This is a genomic window from Falsiroseomonas sp., from assembly GCF_041690465.1.
Taxonomy (GTDB): Bacteria; Pseudomonadota; Alphaproteobacteria; order Acetobacterales; family Acetobacteraceae; genus Falsiroseomonas.
Genome location: NZ_JAWLHG010000011.1, coordinates 12,989 through 34,500, shown reverse-complemented (window position 1 = coordinate 34,500; position 21,512 = coordinate 12,989). Strand labels below are relative to the sequence as shown.

The 21,512-nt window shown below is 70.3% G+C and carries 16 protein-coding genes; 11 read left to right on the top strand and 5 right to left on the bottom strand.

Annotated features, from left to right (window positions below):
* The 3 genes from ACESM1_RS12995 to ACESM1_RS12985 form a co-directional block, all read right to left on the bottom strand.
* On the bottom strand, window positions 1–531 hold the full coding sequence (locus ACESM1_RS12995) for an XrtA/PEP-CTERM system exopolysaccharide export protein (RefSeq protein WP_372620679.1): 531 nt from the start codon (window positions 529–531) through the stop codon (window positions 1–3).
* Between the two features lie 535 nt (window positions 532–1,066).
* Window positions 1,067–1,540 (bottom strand): helix-turn-helix domain-containing protein, encoded by a 474-nt coding sequence (locus ACESM1_RS12990; protein WP_372620677.1) that lies wholly within the window; start codon window positions 1,538–1,540, stop codon window positions 1,067–1,069.
* 433 nt (window positions 1,541–1,973) lie between these two features.
* Entirely contained in the window at window positions 1,974–3,038 is a 1,065-nt protein-coding gene (locus ACESM1_RS12985) for a GNAT family N-acetyltransferase (RefSeq protein WP_372620676.1), read from the bottom strand.
* A 280-nt stretch (window positions 3,039–3,318) separates the two neighbouring features.
* On the opposite strand from ACESM1_RS12985, the gene ACESM1_RS12980 reads away from it, so the two are divergent.
* The 9 genes from ACESM1_RS12980 to ACESM1_RS12940 all read left to right on the top strand — a co-directional run bounded on the left by ACESM1_RS12980 (window position 3,319) and on the right by ACESM1_RS12940 (window position 16,700).
* Complete coding sequence (locus tag ACESM1_RS12980; protein WP_372620674.1) at window positions 3,319–3,942, top strand: PEP-CTERM sorting domain-containing protein; 624 nt, start codon at window positions 3,319–3,321, stop codon at window positions 3,940–3,942.
* A gap of 318 nt (window positions 3,943–4,260) precedes the next feature.
* Window positions 4,261–4,851, top strand: coding sequence for a PEP-CTERM sorting domain-containing protein (locus tag ACESM1_RS12975; RefSeq protein WP_372620672.1), 591 nt, complete (start codon window positions 4,261–4,263; stop codon window positions 4,849–4,851).
* A gap of 307 nt (window positions 4,852–5,158) precedes the next feature.
* Window positions 5,159–6,499: an exopolysaccharide biosynthesis polyprenyl glycosylphosphotransferase gene (locus ACESM1_RS12970; protein ID WP_372620670.1), complete on the top strand. Its 1,341-nt coding sequence runs from the start codon at window positions 5,159–5,161 to the stop codon at window positions 6,497–6,499.
* A gap of 34 nt (window positions 6,500–6,533) precedes the next feature.
* Window positions 6,534–8,615: an XrtA/PEP-CTERM system histidine kinase PrsK gene (gene prsK / locus ACESM1_RS12965; RefSeq protein WP_372620668.1), complete on the top strand. Its 2,082-nt coding sequence runs from the start codon at window positions 6,534–6,536 to the stop codon at window positions 8,613–8,615.
* Window positions 8,612–10,021: a PEP-CTERM-box response regulator transcription factor gene (gene prsR, locus ACESM1_RS12960; protein WP_372620666.1), complete on the top strand. Its 1,410-nt coding sequence runs from the start codon at window positions 8,612–8,614 to the stop codon at window positions 10,019–10,021. Before prsK ends, prsR begins: the two co-directional genes overlap by 4 nt.
* A gap of 29 nt (window positions 10,022–10,050) precedes the next feature.
* Entirely contained in the window at window positions 10,051–12,867 is a 2,817-nt protein-coding gene (gene prsT, locus ACESM1_RS12955; RefSeq protein WP_372620664.1) for an XrtA/PEP-CTERM system TPR-repeat protein PrsT, read from the top strand.
* Window positions 12,868–12,878: 11 nt separating this feature from the next.
* The gene (locus ACESM1_RS12950; protein WP_372620662.1) at window positions 12,879–14,216 is read left to right on the top strand and encodes a putative O-glycosylation ligase, exosortase A system-associated; all 1,338 of its coding nucleotides are present in this window, start codon (window positions 12,879–12,881) and stop codon (window positions 14,214–14,216) included.
* 266 nt (window positions 14,217–14,482) lie between these two features.
* Window positions 14,483–15,586, top strand: a complete 1,104-nt coding sequence (locus tag ACESM1_RS12945; RefSeq protein ID WP_372620661.1) for a glycosyltransferase — start codon at window positions 14,483–14,485, stop codon at window positions 15,584–15,586.
* Window positions 15,587–15,734: 148 nt separating this feature from the next.
* A complete protein-coding gene (locus ACESM1_RS12940; protein WP_372620659.1) occupies window positions 15,735–16,700 on the top strand; it encodes an NAD-dependent epimerase/dehydratase family protein in 966 nt (321 codons plus the stop codon).
* Here the strand turns inward: ACESM1_RS12940 and ACESM1_RS12935 are convergent.
* Window positions 16,693–16,854, bottom strand: a complete 162-nt coding sequence (locus tag ACESM1_RS12935) for a hypothetical protein (RefSeq protein WP_372620657.1) — start codon at window positions 16,852–16,854, stop codon at window positions 16,693–16,695. The genes ACESM1_RS12940 and ACESM1_RS12935 overlap by 8 nt on opposite strands.
* Window positions 16,855–17,072: 218 nt before the next feature.
* Here ACESM1_RS12935 and asnB point away from each other — a divergent pair, with 218 nt between their 5' ends.
* Both asnB and ACESM1_RS12925 read left to right on the top strand, forming a co-directional pair.
* Complete coding sequence (gene asnB, locus ACESM1_RS12930) at window positions 17,073–19,010, top strand: asparagine synthase (glutamine-hydrolyzing) (protein WP_372620656.1); 1,938 nt, start codon at window positions 17,073–17,075, stop codon at window positions 19,008–19,010.
* Window positions 19,011–19,019: 9 nt separating this feature from the next.
* Window positions 19,020–20,564 (top strand): oligosaccharide flippase family protein, encoded by a 1,545-nt coding sequence (locus tag ACESM1_RS12925; protein ID WP_372620654.1) that lies wholly within the window; start codon window positions 19,020–19,022, stop codon window positions 20,562–20,564.
* On the opposite strand, the gene ACESM1_RS12920 is transcribed toward ACESM1_RS12925, so the two are convergent.
* On the bottom strand, window positions 20,553–21,329 hold the full coding sequence (locus ACESM1_RS12920) for an FkbM family methyltransferase (protein WP_372620653.1): 777 nt from the start codon (window positions 21,327–21,329) through the stop codon (window positions 20,553–20,555). The two genes, ACESM1_RS12925 and ACESM1_RS12920, sit on opposite strands and share 12 nt — an antisense overlap.
* Window positions 21,330–21,512: the final 183 nt, after the last annotated feature.

The following is a 21,512-nucleotide window of genomic DNA, read 5'->3' as shown; positions in this document are numbered from 1 at the left end:
TCAGAACCAGCCCTGCGGGATCACCATCGTGTCGCCAGCGCGAAGCGGCATGTCCTGCGAGATATCGCCGTCGCGCAGCAGGTCGTTCAGGCGCAGCGACAGCACCTGCTGCGCCTCGCCCTCGCGGCGGATCAGCCGCGCCCGGTTGCCGGCTGCGTAGCGGGTCAGGCCGCCGCTTTCGATCAGCGCGTCGAGCACCGTCATGCCCTCGCGGAAGGGAATGCTGCGCGGCTGCGCCGCCTCGCCCACGATGCGGATCTGCCGGCTGGTCGGCCCGACGAAGGAGCGCACGATGACGGTCACGTTCGGCTCGCGCACGAACTCGCGCAGCCGCCCTTCGAGCTGGCGCGAGAGTTCCACCGGGGTGAGTCCCGCGGCGGCGATATCCGCCACCAGCGGCAGCGAGATGCGGCCATCCGGCCGCACCGGCACTTCCATGCTCAACTCGGGCGAGCGATAGACGAAGACCGACAGCGAATCGCCCGGACCGATCACATAGTCCGGGGCCGAACCCGGGGCAGTCGCGGCCACAACGGGCCCGGTGCTCCCGGCCCCGTCCGCGCAGCCGACTGCGGCCAAGGGCAGCACGAGGACGATGGCACGGAGTAAGCGGAACGGACACAACCTCATGCCCTGCCTCCTGTATTCAGATACCGGCAACCCTGAAGGCGATGCGGACACGCCCAGGGGTTGCTCACGGTACGACCTTTAGCGCATCTGCCGACCTATTGGTAGTTGTCCGAAACGCAACGGATCCGGCCAGCAGGGCCTGCCGCACACCACCGCAGACCATGCCCGGAACCATGTCGCGCCCCGCCAATGCGGCCGCGAAACCAAGCCCCGGCAAGCGCTGCCGCGGCCCGCGGGCCATGCAGGCCTCTACCGCGGGGCGGGTTAACGGCAGGTGCACCACGCTCCGAGCGCGAGAAATCATGACAAAAAATGGACAGCGTGACGCAGGGTAGGCCGCCTGCGCCAAGCTTCCAGCCCGACGCTGCCGCGCGAAGTCTGCCTGGTCAGCGCGGCCGGCGCAGGTTGCAGCGCTGCATTGTCCGCCGCGGCAAGCTCAGGCGGGAGATGATGCGTCGGTGTCGGCCATGGACCTAGCAAGCGCGATCAGCGCGCTGCGCCGTTCCGGCTGGCCGATCCTGTTGAAGGCCCGCAGGAGCAGGTCCACCTCCGTCCCGCCGCCGACCTTGCGCTGGGGCGAGGCGTCGCCACGGCTGGTCAGAGCCTCCACCGAGACGCCGAGCGCCTCCGATATCGCGATCAGGCGACTGGCTGCCACTCGGGTGAGGCCGGACTCGTAGCGATAGAGCTGTGGCTGCGAGACGCCGACCCGGCTGCTCAGCTCGGCGAGGGCCATGCCGACCGCCACCCGGTAATCGCGGATGCGACGTCCGACTGCGGCATCCGCATGGGTTGGCGCCCGCTTGTTGACGGCGCGCGGGCCCACCGCGGGTCGTGCCAGCGTCGTAGCCCCGCTGACCTCGCCCATGTCGATGTCAACCTGGAACGCCGAGGAGACGTCGTCCGGCATGCTCATCCTCCCAGCTCCGACGCTCTCGTCAGACGGCCGCGCTGCGTCGATTGGCGCAGCCATCTCGGCAGCCGAGCCTTGGCGCGCCGCCACAGAGGCGGCGCAGCGGGGCAGGCTGCCGGGACGAGTCACGGATTGGCAAAATTGGTGCCACCAGCACGCCTCGCGCAAAATCAAGCAGTTGTGACCGAGACCCGCCGCCGCTGTTCAAAATTGTAAGGTTCAGCGACACACTCCCGACGCAATTGACACGCTTCGTTACATTTCTCCGACCGCCGCGTTGCTTGGCCGTGCGAGCGGCGCTGCCGTTGGCTGTATGATTTCAACGACCAGGGGTATAGCCTTCGCCCGCCCTTCGAAGCGCGAACCGGCGCCGCGTCGGCGGCCGGAAAGCCGCGCCGCGTCGTGGCGCGGCCTGGGGAGTCAGAAAACCTTACACCGCTTGGCTCCAGCGGCGGCGCAGCCGGCCGGCAAGCCCCCGCAGCCGACCCAGCACGGCCGCCGCGGAGCCGGCAGGCGCCAGTTCCACCCAGAAGAGCCGTTCCTCGCGGTCGGCCAGGCTCAGCTTGTAGCGCTGGTCGCCGGCCAGAAAGTCATAGACTTGGTCGCCCCGCGCGAGCGCCATCTCGACCGCGAGGCTATGGCAGGTCAGGCCGGGCCGCGCGTGCGGCTCGCCCGCGGCGTCGGCAAGCCCGGTCTGGTAGGCATAGACCCGCCCGCGGAACCGCACATTGTAAAGCAGGCCGACACGTCGCGGCCCGGCGGTGATCCGCAGCAGGTCGAGTTCGCCGCGTTCCATCGCCCGCGCCGTCAGGCTGCGATGGAACCGGAGCAAGAAAGCCGTGGCGAAGGCGCCGGGCTGGCCACGGCGCCGCCAGCTGGCGTCGTGCAGCGCGATGAGCTCCTCCAGCCAGGCCTCGCGCACGGCCGGCGTTTCGGCACGCGCCAGGGTGAGCGGCCCCGATGCCTCATAGAGTCGGTTCGAGCGGCGGATCTGGTAGCGCGCATTGGCACTGCGCCCGGCCAGGTAGTCGCCGCCGGCGGCCCTGAGAGCATCGAGATCGAGGAATGGCGCTGGCCGCGGTTGCGACCGCAGCGTCACGCCGCCGGCCGCGGTGGCGAGCGCCGCCGTCACGCCGCCGAGGACTAGGCGGCGGGCGCCCGGAACCTCCCAGGCGGCCCGGAGCAGCGCGGCGGCAGCTTCGGCGTCGGTGGCGAGTGGGCCGTTATGCTCGGTGAAGGGCCAATCGAGCTCTGGATCGCCACTTTCGGCGAGGTGCAGGCGACCGCCGCGGCGGTTGAAGAGGGCAAGCCCGACCAGCCTGCCGCCGCGCTCGGCCCGGAGCAGGACGGGGTTCGGGTAGCGTTCCTCGAACAGGCAGCCGATCCAGGTCCAAGATTGGAAAAAGCTGCACGGTGCCACGTGTTCGAGCGATCGCCAGGTTTCACCAAGGGCGGTCACGCTCGAGAGGGTCGTCTGCGTCACGTCGAGAGGCATCGGCCGCCATGTCCTGGCCGGGCCGGACACTGGCGGACCGGACGCTGAGAGTTGCCGAACTTTAGCCCGGCTTCGCGCTGCGCACGAGCCATCGCGCCTTTTGGCAGGTTGCATGCGTCGGTTAACTTTACAGTGCGTGACCAAAACGTACCCGCCCGGCGACGATCGCGAGCAAAATCATACGTCTATTACAATGGCATGCGGCTTGCTTCCATTTGCGCACACAGGGTGACGAGCCCTCATGAGACGCCCGACGGGCGCGGAAACAGGAGTGGTGACTATGCACATCCGTAAGCTTGTTGCCGGGGCGGCCGTGGCGTTGGGGATGGCGTGCGGCAGCGCTATAGCTGCGCCGATCACCGGCTCGGTTTCCATCGACTTCGGGGAGGTGAATGATGGTGGCGGACCGCTTGCCGGCGGGTCAACGCTGAACATCTCGGAGATCAGCTACTTCGCATCCCCCGGTGCGGGAAACCTGGCGCTCCTCGCGGGCTCCACGGTCGAAGACTTCTCGATCACGCTCACCCTGGGCTCCGCTGTCGTTTTCACGGGCCCAGGCGGCACCTACGAGGGCGCGGTGAGCGAGCTGTTCATCCCGCCTTCGGGCTCCTTCGCCGGCGTGGTTTCCGTGGACGGCCTGTTCACGCCCGACTCGACCTTCGAGAAGCCCTCTGGCTTCTACCCCTTCGATGACCTGGACCCGAACCCGGCAACCGAGGTGAGCCTTACCTTCACCTTTACCGTTGGTGCGGACGGTGCGCCCGGCAGCTACGCTGGCGGTGCCGTGATGTTCGCTGCGGAGCCGACCACACCGGACAACATCCCCGAGCCGATGACACTCAGCCTGTTCGGCCTCGGTCTCGCCGGTCTTGGCATGGCAATGCGGCGCCGCCCAGCAGCCTAACCTGCCGCCGCGCCGACATCACCTTATTCGCCCTGCGGAGCCGGCGGCCTCGAAAGAGGCCGCCGGGTCTGCGTTTTTGGGCCTCGCGCGGGCCGACGAGTCCACGCAGACACGCTATGCCCTTACACGGAAAGCGTGGGGTCAGCATCGGGTGGCAGCCTGCCGGGCGACCTTACTTTCCGCCTCCGGAGTGGCCCGCAACGAAGCCGGGATCCGTCGTCTTTCTTTACACACGGCTCGGCCGACCTATCCGGCCCACCGCAAAAACCCCTGAAGTCAAGACCTTGGTGATCTGGCACGGCTTTTGCTAACTCAAATGTGAGGCGTAACGGCCTGCCAACCATCCAGAGGGGCACGAACATGAAGATCTCCAAGTTGCTTGCCAGCACGGCGCTGGCGCTCACGCTGGCCTCAGGCGCAGCGATCGCTGCACCGATCGTGGGCTCCTCCGCCCTCGACTTCGGCACGGTGTCCGGCACGCAGGGCGCCGGCAACATCCTCAGCATGACCGGCATTGAGTACAGCACTCCCCTCTCCGGCGCCTTCGTCGGCACCCAGGGCACGGCGGTCAGCGACTTCTCTGTGACGCAGACCATCCTGACGCCTGTCGCCTTCACCAGCGCGATCGGCAACTTCTCCGGCACCGTCCTTTCGGTTGACATTGGTGGTCCCTTCACGAACATCACCGCGGAGGGCACCTTCACCCCGCTGGGCGCACTGGCGCTTGCGGGTAATGAGCCGAACGCCATGCAGTTCAACCTGACCTTCACCTTCAATCCTGATTCGGTATCTGGCGGTGGAGTAATTAACTCCTCGTTCACCCCAGTCCGCGTCCCCGAGCCGATGAGCCTGGCGCTGTTCGGCCTCGGCCTGGCCGGCCTCGGCGTGGCGATGCGCCGCAAGGCCTGAGCGTCAGAAAAGCTTACACCCCGCCCCACCGATCGGGAGCGGGTTAGGACTTGTCAGAGCCCGGTGGCCGAATGGCCGCCGGGCTCATTTTCATGTGAGAATGACCCCGAAGCCCTGCACAAAAGTAAACAACTCTCTCAGCAGGCGACCGCAAGCGGCTGCAAACCCTCGAAATTGCACTTTGCGCAAGGCGCAGACTTGATCTCGTTTTGATACTTTGTTAAACCAAAACAGGAGGCTAACGTCTCAGTGGCGGTGCGCAGAAGGCGCGAGATTTCTCAGCCTGCGGTTGTGGGGAGGCCGAGTGATGACCAGCCTGTTCGGCCATAGCGTCCGCTCGGACGTGCTCGCATTGTACGTCGCCGATGCCCTGCTCTGCTTCTTGGCCATCTATGCCCTGCTCAGCTGGCAGGTCGGCCTGCCGTTCGGACAGGGCTTCATGGTCGCCGTCACCGTCGCCGCCGCCTGCGGCATCATCTCCGGCGCCAGCGGCCTCTACCAGCCCGAAGCCTTCAGCCGCGCACGCAAGCTGATCGCCGCGGTCAGCGTGGCCGGCCTGCTTCTCCTTGTCCTGTTGCCCGTGCTGAGCATGATGAGCCCTGCCGCGCGCGCCAGCCTGGACGACCATCTGTTCGGGGTGACGCTCGCCTTCGTCAGCGCGGTCGTCACCACCCGGCTCGGCTTCGCCCTGGCGCTGCGCAGCGGCCGACTGGCGCAGGAGGTGGCGCTGCTCCGCTGCCCCGAGCGCACCGCCGATGAGGCTGGAAAGCTCTACGCCGCCGCGGGGCACAGCGGACGCTTCCGCATCGCGCTCGAGGTGCCGCCGGGCACGCCGCTCGAGGTGGTGCTGGCGCCCGAGCGGCTGCGCGCCCGGCGCATCCGCGCCGTCATCGCCACCGACCCGGCGGCCGTGCCGCAACCGCTTCGCCGCGACCTGGCCGCGGCCGGCATCGAGGTCCTGCGCGAGACGGAGTTCCTCGAACACCAGCTCGCCCGCGTGGACATCGAACGCCTGCCGGATGGCTGGCTCGCCCGCACCAACGGCATGCGGGAGGGCCGGATGGAAGCGGCCATGCGCCGCGCCTTCGATATCCTCCTCAGCTCGATGCTGCTGCTCGGAACCCTGCCGCTGCTGGTGGGGACGGCCATCGCCATCAAGCTCGACACCCCCGGCCCCATCTTCTACCGGCAGGAGCGTGTCGGCCGCGGCGGGCGCATCTTCACCCTGTTCAAGTTCCGCAGCATGGTGGTGGACGCGGAGGCGAGCGGGGCGCCGGTCTGGGCCAGCCGGCAGGATGACCGCATCACCCGCGTCGGCCGCTTCATCCGGCTGACCCGGATCGACGAGATCCCGCAGGTGTTCAACGTGCTGCTCGGCGACATGGCCTTCGTCGGCCCGCGCCCGGAACGCCCGGCCTTCGTGGAGAAGCTCGGCCAGGTCATCCCGCACTACCATGAGCGTGCGGTGGTGAAGCCGGGGATCACCGGCTGGGCCCAGGTCAACTTTCCCTACGGCGCCTCCGTGGAGGATGCCCGCATGAAGCTGGCCTACGACCTTTATTACGTACGGCGCCGCAGCCTGTTCCTCGACCTGCTGATCCTGGTCGCCACCGTGCGGGTGGTGCTGTTCCAGGAGGGGTCGCGATGAACCCTCGCCTTTCGGCCGGATCCCGGCTCACGCCGTGACCTCCGCCTCGATCGTCCTGCACGCAGGCGCCGGCGCGGTCTGCCTCGTCTGGACCGCGCTTGTGCTCACGGCCGGACAGGGTGCGGCGGCGCGGCTGCTGGCGGGCGCCTGCGGCATCGCCGCGCTCTGGGCGGGCGCGGTGGCGCTGGCGATCGGCTCCGACGCCGCCTGGACATCGGAACTCGCCGCCATCGCCGAGATCGCCCGCTGGCTGGTCTGGCTCGGCGTGCTGCTGTTCTTCTTCCGCCGCATCGCCACCGGCACCCGCGCCAGGGCGCTGGCGCGCGGCTTTGCGCTCACCGCGGCGCTCGCCGCCCTCGTGGCCGTGGTCGTCCTGTTCGCCCCGGCCAGCCTCGCCCGGGCGGTCGAGAGCGTCGGGCCCGTGTCAATGCTGGCCCGCATGCTGCTCGCGATGCTGGTCGTACTGATGGCGGAGAACCTGTTCCGCGCCGCGGACGAGCGGCAGCGCTGGCATGTCGGACTGCCCGCCATCGCCCTCGGCGGGCTCGCCGCCTTCGACTTGCTGCTCTATGCCGATGCTGCGCTGTCGCGCGGGCTCTCGGTGGCACTGGCGGATGCCCGCGCCGCACTGACTGCCATCGCCACCCCGCTCCTGGCCATCGCCGCGGTGCGTGACGGGCGCTGGCGGCGGGATCCGCCGATGTCGCGCCAGGTGGTGTTCCACGGCGCTACCCTGGTCGTGGGCGGCGCCTTCCTCCTGGCGATCGGCGCGATCGGCGAGATCCTGCGGCAATTCGACGTGCAATGGGGCGCGACGGCCCAGGCCAGCATGCTGGCGGCGGCACTCATCGCGCTGGCCGTCGCGGCCAGTTCGCGCACTGCCCGCTCCAGACTTCGCGGCATGGTTGTGGACCATTTCTTTACCGCGCGCTATGATTATCGCCGCGAATGGCTGCGCTGCGTGGAGGTGCTCTCCGCCGCCGATGACGGGGCGGTGGCCGAGCATCGCGCGATCCGCGCCGTGGCCGATGCGGTGGACAGTCCGGCCGGCGTGCTGTTGCGCCGCGACCCCGGGGAGCCAGGCCTGCGCTGGGCGGGCTCCTGGAACCTGCCGGCGGAGCACCAGGCGCTGGCGCCGGAGGATCCGTTCCTCGCGGCGCTCGAGACGAGCGAGGAGGCCTTGGTGCTGGATACGGCGGACCCGGCTGCGCAGGGGCTCAGGCAGGCCTATGGTCAGCTGTGGCTTGCCGTGCCCTTGCCGCATGGCAGCGCCGGCCTCTCGGGCGTGGTGCTGCTGGCCCCGCCGCGGGCCCCCTTCCCGCTCGACCGGGAGGTGATGGAACTGCTGCGCACCCTCGGCCGCGAAGTGGCGATGTTCCTCGCCGAGCGCCGCGCCGCCGAACGGCTGGCCGACGAGCGGAGGCTGGCCGAATACGCCAAGCGCTTCGCCTTCGTGGCGCATGACGTGAAGACGGTATCGAGCCAGCTCTCGCTGCTGCTGGCGAATGCGGAGGAGAACCTGTCGGACCCCGAGTTCCAGCGCGACATGCTGCTGACGGTGCGGGCCTCCGCGGCACGGATCAACGCGCTGATCGTCCGCCTCGGCCAGCCCGGCGACGTGCCGGCGGCGTCTCGCGACGAGGCGGTCTGCCCGCTTGAGCGGCTGCGCGCCCTGGCCGCGGCCCGGCCCTACCCGGTGCGCATCGAGGGCGAGGAGCCGGCCCCGCTGGCAGCCATCGCTGCGGCGCGCTTCGACACCGCGCTTGGCCATCTCATCAACAATGCCGCCGAGGCCTCCCCGCCCGGTGAGCCGGTCCGCGTCAGCATCCGGCGCGAAGGGAAACAGGTGGTGGTGGAGGTGACCGATCGCGGCCCCGGCATGACGCCCGAATTCGTCCGCGACGAACTGTTCCGCCCGCTCAGCACCTCGAAGCACCAGGGCAGCGGGATCGGCGCCTGGCAGGCGCGCGAATTGCTGCGCGAGGCGGGTGGGGACCTCGCCGTCTCCAGCCGGCCCGGCGCGGGCACCACCATGCGGGTGTTGCTGCGCGCCGGCGGCGCCGAGGCGCCACCACGGGCTTCGATCACCGCCGAGCCGGTGCGGGGTGCGGCATGAGCAAGGCCAAGCTCCTGGTGGTCGAGGACGATCCCGGCCTCTGCGCGCAGTATCGCTGGGCGTTCCCGAATTGCCGCGTGATCGTCGCCAATGACCGCCGCCAGGCGGAGGCGCTGGCCAAGCGGGAGCAGCCCGATGCCGCCCTGCTCGACCTCGGCCTGCCGCCCGACGCGGAAGGCGTGAGCGAGGGCTTCGCCACGCTCGAGACGCTGCGTGGCCTGATCCCGACGCTGCCGGTGGTGGTGGCCAGCGGCCAGGGCCAGCGGGAGAACGCGCTGCGCGCCATCGCGCTCGGCGCCTACGATTTCTGCGAGAAGCCGGTGGATGTCGCGGTGCTGCGCACGGTGATCGAGCGCGCGCTCCGCCTGCGCGAGCTGGAGGAGGAGAACCAGCGCCTCGCCGCCGCACCGAAATCCTCGCCGATCCAGGGCATCGTCACGGCGGACGAGGGCATGCTGAAGGTCTGCCGCACGGTGGAGCGGCTGGCCGGCGTCTCGGTCCCGGTCCTGCTGCTGGGCGAGAGCGGCACTGGCAAGGAGGCGCTGGCCCGCGCGCTGCACGAGATGGGCCCGCGCGCCGGCAAGACCTTCGTCGCGCTGAACTGCGCCGCGATTCCGGAGAACCTGCTTGAAAGCGAGCTGTTCGGCCATGAGAAGGGCGCCTTCACCGGCGCCGTGCGCTCCGTCGCCGGCCGGATCGAGACCGCCAATGGCGGCACCCTCTTCCTCGATGAGATCGGCGAGATGCCGGTGGCGCTGCAGGCCAAGCTGCTGCGCTTCCTGCAGGACCAGCTGATCGAGCGGGTCGGCGGCCGCACGCCGATCAAGGTGGATGTGCGCGTCGTCTCCGCCACCAACCAGCCGCTCGAGCAGCAGGCCGAGGAAGGGCGCTTCCGCGGCGACCTGCTGTATCGCCTCAACGCCGTCACGGTGCGCATCCCGCCGCTGCGCGAGCGGATGGGCGATGCGCTGCTGCTGGGGCGCTTCTTCCTCGCCCGCTTCACGCGCGAGCATGGCCGCCGGCTGCGCGGCTTCGATGCCGCGGCGGCGGAGGCGATCGCCGCGCATCGCTGGCCCGGCAATGTGCGCGAGCTCGAGAACCGCGTGCGCCGCGCCGCCCTGATGGCGGACGGACCGCTGATCGGCATCGAGGACCTCGAGATCGCCCCCGCCCCGGCGGAGCAGGGCGTCGTGGCCGACCTCGACTTGCGCGCCGCGCGGATGCGGGCCGAACGCGAGACGATCGAGCGCGCGCTGACGCGCAGCGCCGGCAGCCTCTCGGCCGCCGCCCGCATGCTGGGGATCAGCCGCCCCACCCTCTACAGCCTGCTCGACAGCCACGGCCTTGGCGCGGCGCGCCCACGCCCTGAGGGCGCGCTCGCGCAGGCCGACAGCGACACCGATTGACAGCCACACCGATCAGCGGAGCCGAGCCCATGGCCACGCCACCCAACGCCCGCCGGACCCATCTGCTGCTGGCAGCGCTCGTCGCCGCCGGTATCGGCATCGGCGAGGCCGCCGCACAGCCGCTGCAGCGCGCCCGCGCCGCGCAGGATCGCGGCGACCTGCGCACCGCGCAGATCGAGCTGCGCAACGCGGTACGCGCCGAGCCGGAGAACGGCGCCGTGCGCGCCGCCCTTGCCGCGGTGAGCCTGGACCTCGGCGATGCGGAAACCGCCGATCGCGAGGCGCGCGCCGCGCTCGAACGCGGCCACGACCCGGCCGGGACGACCGCGCTGCTGCTGCGCAGCTACATCGCCCGCGTGCGCTTCGAGGAACTGCTGCGCGACTTCCCGCTGCCCGACGGCACGGCCCAGCCGGGCGTGGCCGCCCAGGTCGCGGCGGGCCGGGCGATCGCACAGCTGGCGCGCAACGAGCGTGACGCGGCGCGCGAATCGGTCGCTGCCGCGTTGCAGCTCGGGCCGAATTCGGTGGAGCCACAGCTCGCCGCCGCCAGCCTGGCGCTGGCCGATGGCGACCGCGCCGCGGCGGAGGCGGCGGTGGACCGCGCGCTGGCCGCCAATCCCGACGCGCCGGACGCGCTGATCCGCAAGGCTTCCTTCCAGGCCGAGCGCGGGACGCTGCCGGCGGCGATCGAGACGCTGGGCCGCCTGCTGGCCAAGGCGCCGGGCCATGTGCCGGCGCGCGTGCTGCGCGGCGAGTTGCTGATCCGCAGCGGCGAGGATGAGCGCGCGCGCGAGGACATCGCGGCGGCGATGCGCGTCTCCCCCGGCAACGTGCCGGCGACCTACCTGACCGCGATGCTCCAGGCGCGCGCGCGGGATTGGCGCGCGGCGGATGAGACGCTGCAGCGGCTGAGCCCGGTGCTGCCCAACCTCGGCGACGGCCTGCTGCTGCTGGCCACCGTCAAGCGCGCGCTCGGCCAGAACGGCCAGGCGGAGGATGCGGCGCAGCGCTACTTCGCACGGCGCCCGGAGGATCCCCGCGCCGCCAAGCTGCTGGCAACGATGCAGATGGAAACCAACCGCCACGACGCCGCAGCGGGCACGCTGCAGCGTCTGGTGGATCGCGGCGGCGCCGATGCCGAGGCCTACGACCTGCTCGGCCGCGCCCATGCCGGCGCCGGCCGCCCGCGCGAGGCGGTGCGCGCCTTCGAGGAAGCGGTCGGCCTCTCGCCGGAGAACAGCGGCATCCGCGCCAGGCTGGCGGCGGCACGGCTCGCCATGGGCGATTCGGCCGGCACCACGCGGGCGGCGGAGGAATCGCTGCGCATCTCGCCCGGCCAGGCCGGTGCGCGGGAGATGCTGGCGGTTGCCGCCCTGGCGCGCGGCGACCTCCCCGGCGCGCAGACGGAACTCGATCGGCTCGACGCCACCCAGCGCCGCTCCGAGGCGGCGGGGACGATCGACGGTCTGCTGAAGCTCGCCCGCTTCGAGGTGGCCGCGGCGCGGACCGCCTTCGAGACGGTGATGCGCGATCATCCGGAAACCATCGGCGCTCGCCTCGGTCTGGCGCGCGTGGCGACCGCACAGGGCAACGCCGCGGAAGCCGAGCGGCTGCTCGGCGAGGTGCTGCGCCGCGCGCCGAGCAACCCCGAGGCGCTCGGCCGACTGATGGCTACCGCCACGTCCCGTGGGCCGCGCGCCGGGGCGGCGCGGCTGGTGCTGGAGACCGCGCAGGCCGCCGCACCCAACGAGGTGCCGCTGGCACTGGCGCTGACAGCTGCGCTCGGCGCGGCCGGCGAGGCGACGCGAGCGCTGGCGGTGCTGAACACCGAGGAGTTCCGCCGCGCCGGCCACGGTCCCGCCTTGCCGATGGCACGCTCGATGACGCATGCCTCGCTCGGCCAATGGGTGGAGGCCGAGCAGGCGGCCCGTGCCGCGCTGGCGGAGGATGCCAGTGCGGTGCAGCCCCGGCGACAGCTGGTGGCGCTGCTGCTGCGCGCCGGCAACACGCGCAACGCGCTGAGCGTGGCGGAGGAGGGCCTGCGCCTGCAGCCCGGAAATGGCGCGATGCAGCAGCTGCTGGCCGGCGTGGTGCGCCAGGTCCAGGGGGAGGATGCGGCGCTGGCACTGGCAGACCGGCTGGCGCAGGCGGAGGCGTCGCGGCCGGCCTCGCTCATGCTGCGCGGCGACCTGCTGCTGGCGGCGCAGCGCCCGGCCGATGCCGCACAGGCCTTCGCCGATGCGCATGCGCGCTACCCGTCGAGCGAGCTTGCCCAGCGGGCCGCGGCCGCCTTCCGCGCCGCCGGCCAGGTGGACCGGGCGATGGAGATCGTCACCGCCTGGCTGGCGCGCCAGCCCGAGGACATCGGCGCGCTGAACCTGGCGGCGCAGATCGACATCCAGGCCGGCCGCAACAGCGCCGCCGAGGAGAAGCTGATGCAACTGGTGCAGCGCGCACCGGACAATGCGGTGGCGCTGAACAACCTCGCCTGGCTGCTGGCCGAGCGTGGCGGCCCGCCTGAGCTGGAGCGCGCCCGGCCGATGGCGCAGCGCGCCTATCTCATGCTGCCGAATGCCGAGACGGCCGATACCCTAGGCTGGATCCTGGCCCGCCAGGGTGAGACGGAGCGGGCAGTGGCGCTGCTGCGCCTGGCGGTCAACGCGCCACGGCCGCAGGGCCAGCCGCTGGATCCAGGCAAGGCGTTCCGCCTGGCCCATACGCTGCGCACGGCCGGCCATCGGGAGGAGGCGCTCCGGGTGATCGAGCCGGTGCTGGCAACCGGCGGCGCATTCGGCGAGCGCGCCGAGGCGGAGCGCCTGCTTGCCGATCTTCGCGCCGGCCGCTGAGCCGCGCCGGCATGCGCAGCCTCGTCTTCCTCGCCTTCTACTCGGCGTTGCTGCCGCTTGCCTTCGTGCAGCCTTTCGTGGGCGCGCTTGTGTGGTGCTGGATCGCCTTCATGAATCCGCACCGCGAGGTGTGGGGCTTCGCGACCAGCCTGCCCTACGCCACCGTGGTCTTTGCCGTGACCGTGGTCGCCTGCGTGCTGGCGCGTGAGCCGAAGAAGCTTGCCGCCAACGGCGTAACGATCGGCCTGATCGTATTCGGGGCGCTGATCACCCTGACATCGTTGACCACCAGCGGCGACCCCAGCGAGACCTGGCGTCTCTGGGAGCGTACGATGAAGACGATCCTTGGCGCGCTGCTCGTCGCCTCGCTGCTGACCACGCGCGAGCGGATCCACGCGCTGGTCTGGCTGATGGCGATCTCGGTCGGCTTCTACGGTGTGAAGGGTGGCATCTTCACGCTGGTTACAGGGGGCGGCTTCATGGTGCTCGGCCCCCCCGACAGCATGATCGCCGACCGCAACCATGTCGCGGTGGGCATGCTCGTGGCGCTGCCGCTGATGAACTATCTCCGCCTGCAGTCGGCGCACCGGATGGTGCAGATCGGCATGCTGGCGGCGATGGGGCTCACCGTCCTGGCGGCGATCGGCACCCAGTCGCGCGGCGCGCTGATCGCGCTGGCGGCAACCGCCGCGGTGCTGTGGTGGCGCAGCCGCGGCAAGGTGGTCAGCGGCCTGGCAATCGTCGGCTGCGTCGTCGGCGTGCTCAGCTTCATGCCGGCGAGTTGGGAAGAGCGCATGCGGACCATCACCAACTATGAGCAGGATGGCTCCGCCATGGGTCGGGTGCAGATCTGGCGCGCCGCCCTCCTGCTCGGGCTGGAGCGGCCGCTGGTCGGTGCCGGCTTCCGGGCACCCTACCAGCCGGTCGTCGTCGCCCGGGTGGCGCCGGAGGTGACCGCGCGCGCCGTCCACAGCATCTATTTCGAGGTGATCGGCGAGCACGGCTTCCCCGCCTTTGCGGTCTGGTCCTTCCTGACCGCGGCGGGCGTCTACTACTCCTTCCGGCTGGTGGCGCTCAGCCGCGATCGCCCCGACCTGTCCTGGGCGGGCGATCTCGGGCGGATGGTGCCGGTCTCGATCACCGCCTATCTGTCGGGCGGCGCGTTCCTGTCGCTGTCCTACTGGGACTACTACTGGACCATCCTGATCGTTGTCGCCGCGGCCCATGCGCTGGTGCTGCGCACCCTGCGGGAAGGCGCGCCGAAGCGGGTGGGCGCGGTCGCCTCCTCCTGGCGGCATGCTGCGACCCAGGGTGCGACCAGCGCTGCGACCCGGCGAGCAGTGACATGAACAACGGCAGCCTGGCGGGGGAACGCGCGTGCAAGGCATCTTCTACCTGGTCATGCTCATCGGCGTCGCCTGGCTCTGCGCCTGGATCGCCTTACCTGGAACCGTCCGCCGCTATCCCTCCCCCTTCGACATGCGCGAACCCGGCCAGCGCGCCGAGTCCAAGCCGACCACCTGGCGCGGCGCGCGGGCCGTCGCAGCCAGGCCGGCTGCTGCGGCTGCTGACCTTCAGCACCCTCTACCCGAACGCCGCCCAGCCGAATCATGGCGTGTTCGTCGAGAACAGGCTGCGCCACCTGGTCGCCAGCGGCGCGGCTGAGAGTACCGTCCTCGCGCCGGTTCCCTGGTTTCCCGGCCGCACCCCGCCGCGCGCCGTGGTGCCGGCGGAGGAGCGGCGGCACGGTCTCACGGTGCACCATCCGCGTTTCCTCGCCCCGCCGGGGATCGGCATGTACAGCAACCCGCTGGCGCTGCATGGCGCCGCACGGCGGGCGCTGCGCCGGCTGGTCGCCGCCGGTGCCGGTTTCGACGCGATAGACGCACACTACCTCTATCCCGATGGCGTCGCCGCGGTATGGCTCGGGCGGGAGTTCGGCCTGCCGGTGGCGATCACCGCCCGTGGCTCCGACACCAGCCAGCTGCCACATCACGCCGTGCCAGGGCGGCTGATCCGGGGCGCCATCGCCGGCGCCGATGCGCTGATCGCGGTCAGCGCCGCGCTGGCCGAGGGGCTGGTTGCGCTCGGCGCGCCGGCGGGCAAGGTGACGGTGCTGCGCAACGGCGTGGACCTCTCGCTGTTCCGCCCGGTCGCCGACCGCGACGCGATCCGCGCCGAGCTGGGTCTGGCTGGACCGGTGCTGCTCTCGGTCGGGCTGCTGATCGAGCGCAAGCGCCACCACCTGACCATAGAGGCGCTGCGCGAGCTGCCCGGCCACACGCTGCTGATCGCCGGCGAAGGGCCGGAGCGCGCTGCGCTTCTGGCGCTGGCCGAGCGGCTCGGGGTCGCGGGGCAGCTGCGCCTGCTCGGCGCGCAGCCACATGCCCGCCTGCCCGAGCTCTACGGCGCCGCGGATGCGATGGTGCTGGCCTCCAGCCGCGAAGGCTGGGCGAATGTTCTGTTGGAATCCATGGCCTGCGGCACGCCAGTGGTGGCCAGCCCCGCCTGGGGCTCGCGCGAGGCGGTGACCGCGCCGGAAGCAGGCCTGGTGCTGGACGAGGCGACCCCCGCCGCGATCGCCGCGGGCATCCGCCGCCTGCTGGCCGCGCCGCCCGCGCGTGCCGCGACGCGCGCCTATGCCGAACGTTTCGGTTGGGACGAGACCACCGAGGGCCAGCTCGCGCTGTTCCGCCGCCTGCTCGGCTGGGCGCCGTGATGCGCCGCACCGAATCTCCGGCGGGCGCCGGGAGGGCAGCGGCGTCAAGCGGACGGCAATGCATCCCCCCGATAGCCGGATCGCCGCAACGGCCGCGAAGCCGGATCAGCACCGGGCGGCCGGCGTCCACAGCGCGTGGAGAGGCGAGATGAGCACCTACCTGGTCACCGGCGGCTGCGGCTTCATCGGCTCGCATCTCTGCGCCGCGCTGGCGGCACGCGGCGACCGCGTGCGGGTGCTCGACGACCTCTCGACCGGCTCGCCGGACAATCTGGTGCCGGGTGCCGAGCTGATGCGCGGCGATGTCGCCGATGCGGCGCTGGTGCGCCGCGCGATGCAGGGTGTCTCGGGCTGCTTCCACCTGGCCGCCATCGCCTCGGTGGAGCGCGGCGTGCAGGACTGGCTCGGCACCCACCGCGCCAACCTCACCGGCACCATCGCCGTGCTGGATGCAGCGCGTCCGGGGCGGCTGCCGGTGGTCTATGCCTCCTCGGCCGCCGTATATGGCGACCAGGCGACGCTGCCGATCGCCGAGACGGCGCCGCGCCGCCCGCTCTCCGCTTACGGCGCCGACAAGCTGGGTTGCGAGCAGCACGCGCTGGTCGCCGGCGTGGTGCACGCCATCCCGACCCTCGGCCTGCGCTTCTTCAACGTGTTCGGGCCCCGGCAGGACCCACGCTCGCCCTATTCCGGGGTGATCTCGATCTTCTGCGACCGGCTGAGCCGCGGGGAGCCGGTGACCGTGTTCGGCGACGGCGAGCAGACGCGGGATTTCGTGTTCGTCGCGGATGTGGTGGCCGCGCTGCTGGCGGGCATGCAGGCCGCCTCGACCGAGGCGCCGGTGCTGAACGTCTGCTCCGGCCGGCCGACCTCGGTGAAGCTGCTGGCCCGCACCATCGCCGAGGTCTGCGGCGTCGCCCCGGTGGTGAACCACCAGCCTGCCCGGTCCGGGGAAATCCGGCATTCGCTCGGCGACCCCTCCCGGTCGCGCGCCCTGCTCGGCCTCGGCGAGCCTGCCGGGCTCGGCGAGGGGCTGCAGGCGGTGGTCGCCTGGCTGCGCGCCGGCCGGCCCGGCGTGACCGCCGAGGCCCGCCCGGCGGCACCCGTCAGGTGAAGAGCCGGACCGCCATCAGGCCGACCATGGCCCAGAGCGTGCCGGCCAGCCCCACAATGGTGAGGACCGCCGCCGGCCATGGCAGCCGCTGGATGGCCTCGCCTTGCGGCAGGAAGAGTTCGGCATTGCAGCGGTCAGCCGTGGACTGTTCCATGACGTCGGCTTCTCCTCCGGTCCGCAGCCACCACGCGGTGGCCACTCCTTATATTCGAGATTACGCGAGCAGAGCCGCTGATTACAACCAATGGCTGTATTTCCTGACAAAACCCAACATTGTTGCCCGTGCGCCCCATGGCAAAGCCGTTTCGCCCGCCCCCATGCTCCCGCGGACGGACCGGCCGGAGCCTGGCGTGACGAGAGGAGCCTGACCGCATGTGCGGCATCGTCGGCCTGTTCCATCCGCAGCTTCCGTCCGTGCCGGAGCTTGGCATGCTGCGCCGGATGGGCGATGCGGTGCGCCATCGCGGCCCGGACGGCGAGGGCTTCCACGCCGAGCCGCATCTCGGCCTCGGGCATCGGCGGCTCTCGATCGTGGACCTTGCCGGCGGCGCGCAGCCGATGGCCACCGAGGACGGCGCCGTCCTGGTCTGCTTCAACGGCGAGATCTACAACCATGCCGCGTTGAAGCGCGAGCTGGAGGCCGCCGGCCACCGCTTCCGTACCCGCTCCGATACCGAATCCATCCTGCATGGATGGCGGGAATGGGGCCTAGGCGTGCTCGACCGGCTGAAGGGCATGTTCGCCTTCGCACTGTGGGATCGCGAGCGCGGCGAACTGCTGCTGGCGCGCGACCGGCTGGGCGAGAAGCCGATGCTCTACGGGCTGCTGCCGGACGGCACGCTGGCCTTCGCCTCGGAAATGGCGGGCCTGCTCGCCCTGCCCGCCATGCCGCGCCGGCTCGACCCGGCGGCGCTCGATGACTATCTGGCGCTCGGCTATGTGCCGGACCCGCGGACCATCCATGCCGGCATCAGCCGGCTGCCGGCGGCGCATTTTCTGCTGCTCCGGCGGGGCGAGGCCGGGCTGCCGGCGCCGCGGCGCTATTGGCAGCCGCCCCGGGCCGGCATGCCGGCGCCCGCCGATGCGGCGCGCGAACTCGCCGCGCGACTTGATGCGGCGGTGAGCGCCCAGCTGATGTCCGACGTGCCGCTCGGCGCCTTCCTCTCGGGCGGCGTCGATTCCAGCGCCGTCGTCGCCTGCGCCGCGCGCGCCGTGGCCGAGGCGGGGACCGGCCCGCTCGCCACCTTCACCATCGGCTTCGACGGTCCGGAGGATGAGCGCCCCGCCGCCGCTGCGCTGGCTGCCCGGCTGGGCCTGGCGAGCCATGCCGAGGCCGGGCGGGTGGATTACGTCGCCGCGGCGCGCGATCAGGCCGCGATCTTCGGCGAGCCCTTCGGCGACCACTCCGCGGTGCCGACGCTCGCCGTCTGCCGGCTGGCGCGGCAGCACGTGACCGTTGCGCTCTCCGGCGATGGCGGCGACGAGGTGTTCGCCGGCTACCGTCGCTACCGCTTCCACAGCTTGGCCGAGGCGGTGCGCCGCGCCTTCCCCGCGCCGGTGCGCAAGCGCCTGATCGGTGGCCTCGCCGCCGCCTATCCGAAGCTCGACCGCGCGCCGCGCTGGCTGCGGGCGAAATCGACGCTGACCGAGATCAGCCTCGATGCTGCGCTCGGCTACTACCGCACGGTCTGCAAGCTGCACGAGGAACGCCGCCGCGGCGTCTACGCCGCGCCGCTGAGGGCCGCGCTGGATGGCCACGCGCCCTCAGCACGCATCGCCGCGCTGATGGCCGAATGCGACCCCGACGATGCGCTGCTGCAGGCGCAATACGCCGACCTCCACACCTATCTGCCGGGCGACATCCTGGTGAAGACGGACCGCACAGCGATGGCCGTCTCGCTGGAGTTGCGGCCGCCGATCCTCGACCATGAGCTGGTCGCCTGGGGCATGGCGCTGCCAGCGAAGCTCAAGCTGCGCGGCGGCTTCGGCAAGCGGATCCTGCGCGAGGCCTTGGCGCCGCAGCTGCCGGCGGAGCTGCTGTGGGGCCGCAAGCGCGGCTTCGCGGATTCAATCGGCGGCCAGTTCCGCGCCCAGGCCGCGACGGTGCGCACGCGCCTGACCGGCGGCGTCATGGCCGAGAGCGGGTTGTTCGATGTTGGCGCCCTCGGCCGCCTGGCTGACGAGCACACCAGCGGCCGCTTCGACCACGCGCAGGCGATCTGGCAGCTGCTGGTGCTGGAAGGCTTCCTGGCGCGCCAGGACCTCGCCGGCGTCGCCGCCTCGCGCGCGTCTGCCCCCGTCGGGGCATAGGAGGCCGGCATGTCGGCGGAGGCGCAGCGCGGCAGCATTCTGAGCCGCACCGCCATGGGCGCGGGGTGGATGTTCGCCTGGCGGATGACGACACGCTTTCTCGGGCTGTTCAGCACGCTGGTGCTGGTGCGGCTGCTGACGCCGGCGGATTTCGGCCTGTTCAGCCTGGCCTTCGCCGTGATCGCCACGCTGGAGACGGTGCTGGCCACGGGTGTCGAGGCGCAGCTGATCCGTGCCCGGCAGACCTCGCGCGCGCTTTACGACACCGTCTTCACCATGAACGTCATCCGCGGCGTGCTGCTGGCCCTGCTGATGGTGGCCTTCGCCGCGCCGGCGGCGGCGTTCTTCCGCGAGCCGCGGCTGGAGTCGGTGGTGCAGGTGCTGGCGCTGATTCCCCTGCTCGGTGGCGTCGCCAATGTCGGCGTGGCGGAATTCTCGCGCGAGCTGGAGTTCGGCAAGGTTTTCAAGCTGCTGATCGTGCCGCGGCTGCTGCAGATTGTGGTAACCCTGGTGGCCGCGGTGGTGCTGCAGAGCCATTGGGCGCTGGTGTACGGCGCGGTGTTCGGCCGCGTGCTGGCGACGCTGTTCAGCTATGTCTTCCACCCCTTTCGCCCGCGCCTTTCCCTGGCGCTGTGGCGCGAGTTGATCCGGCTATCGTTCTGGACGTGGGCGATCAGCATCGCGATGGCGGTGCGCGACAGGACGCCGACTTTCGTGGTGGGACGCATGCTCGGCCTGCGTGAGTTGGGCTTGCTAACGGTCAGCCACGAAATTGCCACCCTGCCGACTTCCGAGATCGCAGGTCCAATCAGCCAGGCGGCGATGCCTGGACTGGCAGCCTCGCTGCGGAGCCCGGACGGCATCCAGGTTTCCGAAGCGTTCCTGCGAATGCTCGGTCTGACGTTGACCGTGTGCTTGCCGGCGTGCTTCGGGCTCTCGCTCGTGGCAGCACCAACGGTGGCCTTGGTGCTCGGTCCGCAATGGCTGGAGACAGCGCCGATCATCGCGGTTCTGGCCGCCGGCTACGCGGCTGTCGCGGTCACGATGCTGGGAATGGCGCTGCTCGACGCCCGGGCGCGCCTTGGTGAGGTTTTCGCCTTTGTCACGCTCGGCGCGGTGCTGCGGCTGGCAGCTCTCGCCAGCCTGCTGTTTGGCTCCGGGTTGCTCGGCTTCGTGGCCGGCATCGCCTCTGGCCTATTGGTCGAAGCGGTCGCGCTGACCGCTTGGTGCGTGCGTCGCGAACGCATTTCGGCCAGACGGCTGCTCCACGCCGCCTGGAGGCCCGTCGTGGCGACGGCGGCAATGGTGGTGATCCTTTGGGCCAGCGGATTGGGTTGGATTGCTCCCGCCCCGGCGGGACCCATCGCTGCTGCTTCAGCGGCCATCCATGCCGTGACGGCTGGCGCCCTGATGTTCACGGTGACGCTCGGCTGTCTCTGGTGGCTCAGCGGAACGCCGCCCGGCGCAGAACGCGATCTGCTCTCCGCGATTAAGGTCGCGCAAACTCCCATTTTACGAACGCTGAGAATCGGTAATACAAAATCAGCCCAATGAAGAACTCAACGTTTCACGCACCATAACGCAGTCGAATTCAACCATTCGTAGCTTCGCGTCCACAGTAACAGGGCTCAAGTAGGAAATCAGAAACCCCATGTTATTGGTGTAACTCAATACATCCTGGTAGCTCGGCATATCTACGTAGATCGGCAGCACAGACATCTCGCTTTGAAGAGCGGCGACATGCTGGATGGCGTCCCCGCATCCCTTGAGAACCTCAAGGTCGTATCCTTGAGTGTCCATTTTCAGATAGACGTTTCGAAGGGAATGCTTCAACCGGAGGTCGGAAAGCAGATCGGCGAAGGTTTCCACCTCCACCATCTCAGTGGAGATCGTCGCGTTGGCCTGCGCGAGCTGCGGCACCGCTGCGTCATTCGGACAAAGAAACGACGAAAACTCGCTGCTGCCAGCTATGTTGATCGGCATTCTGCCGGGGGCGGCTCCGAGCGCAGACCTCCGCACGAGCCAGTTCGGATCCTTGGCAGCTCGCCCGCACAACGTGCGCCACGGACCTTCGGTCGGCTCGACAGAGACAATCAACCCGTCATACTTGACGTCTCGCCGCAGAAATGTTGCATAACCACCAGTGTTGGCTCCCACATCAACCACACAGTCGATCTCGAGCCGGTTGAACAGAGTACCGAGATGCCGAGCCAGCGCGTAGGTTCCGACCCGCCAATTCGGCAGAAGGACATACCCAAGCTTCTGAAGCCGCTCCTCGACAAAGACCTTAAGTCGTCGATTCATGGTTTCGACCTTCATAATTGCCCCGCGTGCGGAAAATATCGCGAACGAGGCAGACAAACGAACGAAGCCTGAGTCCGAATTGGTTTACGGCAACCAATCGTCTGTTTGCTCGCCAGTTTTCCAAGGCTTGCGCACTGCGAAAATATCGCACCATAAAAAACAATCAAGGGTTTGGATCAGCAGCGTGCCGTTTTCCAC

What these genes read in the sequence shown, in the direction of transcription:
- asnB (WP_372620656.1), top strand. Translation starts at nt 17,073, where the DNA reads ATGTGCGGCATCGTCGGCCTGTTCCATCCGCAGCTTCCGTCCGTGCCG.
- ACESM1_RS12980 (WP_372620674.1), top strand. Translation starts at nt 3,319, where the DNA reads ATGCACATCCGTAAGCTTGTTGCCGGGGCGGCCGTGGCGTTGGGGATG.
- ACESM1_RS12985 (WP_372620676.1), bottom strand. Translation starts at nt 3,038, where the DNA reads ATGCCTCTCGACGTGACGCAGACGACCCTCTCGAGCGTGACCGCCCTT.
- ACESM1_RS12970 (WP_372620670.1), top strand. Translation starts at nt 5,159, where the DNA reads ATGACCAGCCTGTTCGGCCATAGCGTCCGCTCGGACGTGCTCGCATTG.
- ACESM1_RS12940 (WP_372620659.1), top strand. Translation starts at nt 15,735, where the DNA reads ATGAGCACCTACCTGGTCACCGGCGGCTGCGGCTTCATCGGCTCGCAT.
- ACESM1_RS12920 (WP_372620653.1), bottom strand. Translation starts at nt 21,329, where the DNA reads ATGAAGGTCGAAACCATGAATCGACGACTTAAGGTCTTTGTCGAGGAG.
- prsR (WP_372620666.1), top strand. Translation starts at nt 8,612, where the DNA reads ATGAGCAAGGCCAAGCTCCTGGTGGTCGAGGACGATCCCGGCCTCTGC.
- prsT (WP_372620664.1), top strand. Translation starts at nt 10,051, where the DNA reads ATGGCCACGCCACCCAACGCCCGCCGGACCCATCTGCTGCTGGCAGCG.
- ACESM1_RS12925 (WP_372620654.1), top strand. Translation starts at nt 19,020, where the DNA reads ATGTCGGCGGAGGCGCAGCGCGGCAGCATTCTGAGCCGCACCGCCATG.
- ACESM1_RS12935 (WP_372620657.1), bottom strand. Translation starts at nt 16,854, where the DNA reads ATGGAACAGTCCACGGCTGACCGCTGCAATGCCGAACTCTTCCTGCCG.
- ACESM1_RS12950 (WP_372620662.1), top strand. Translation starts at nt 12,879, where the DNA reads ATGCGCAGCCTCGTCTTCCTCGCCTTCTACTCGGCGTTGCTGCCGCTT.
- ACESM1_RS12990 (WP_372620677.1), bottom strand. Translation starts at nt 1,540, where the DNA reads ATGCCGGACGACGTCTCCTCGGCGTTCCAGGTTGACATCGACATGGGC.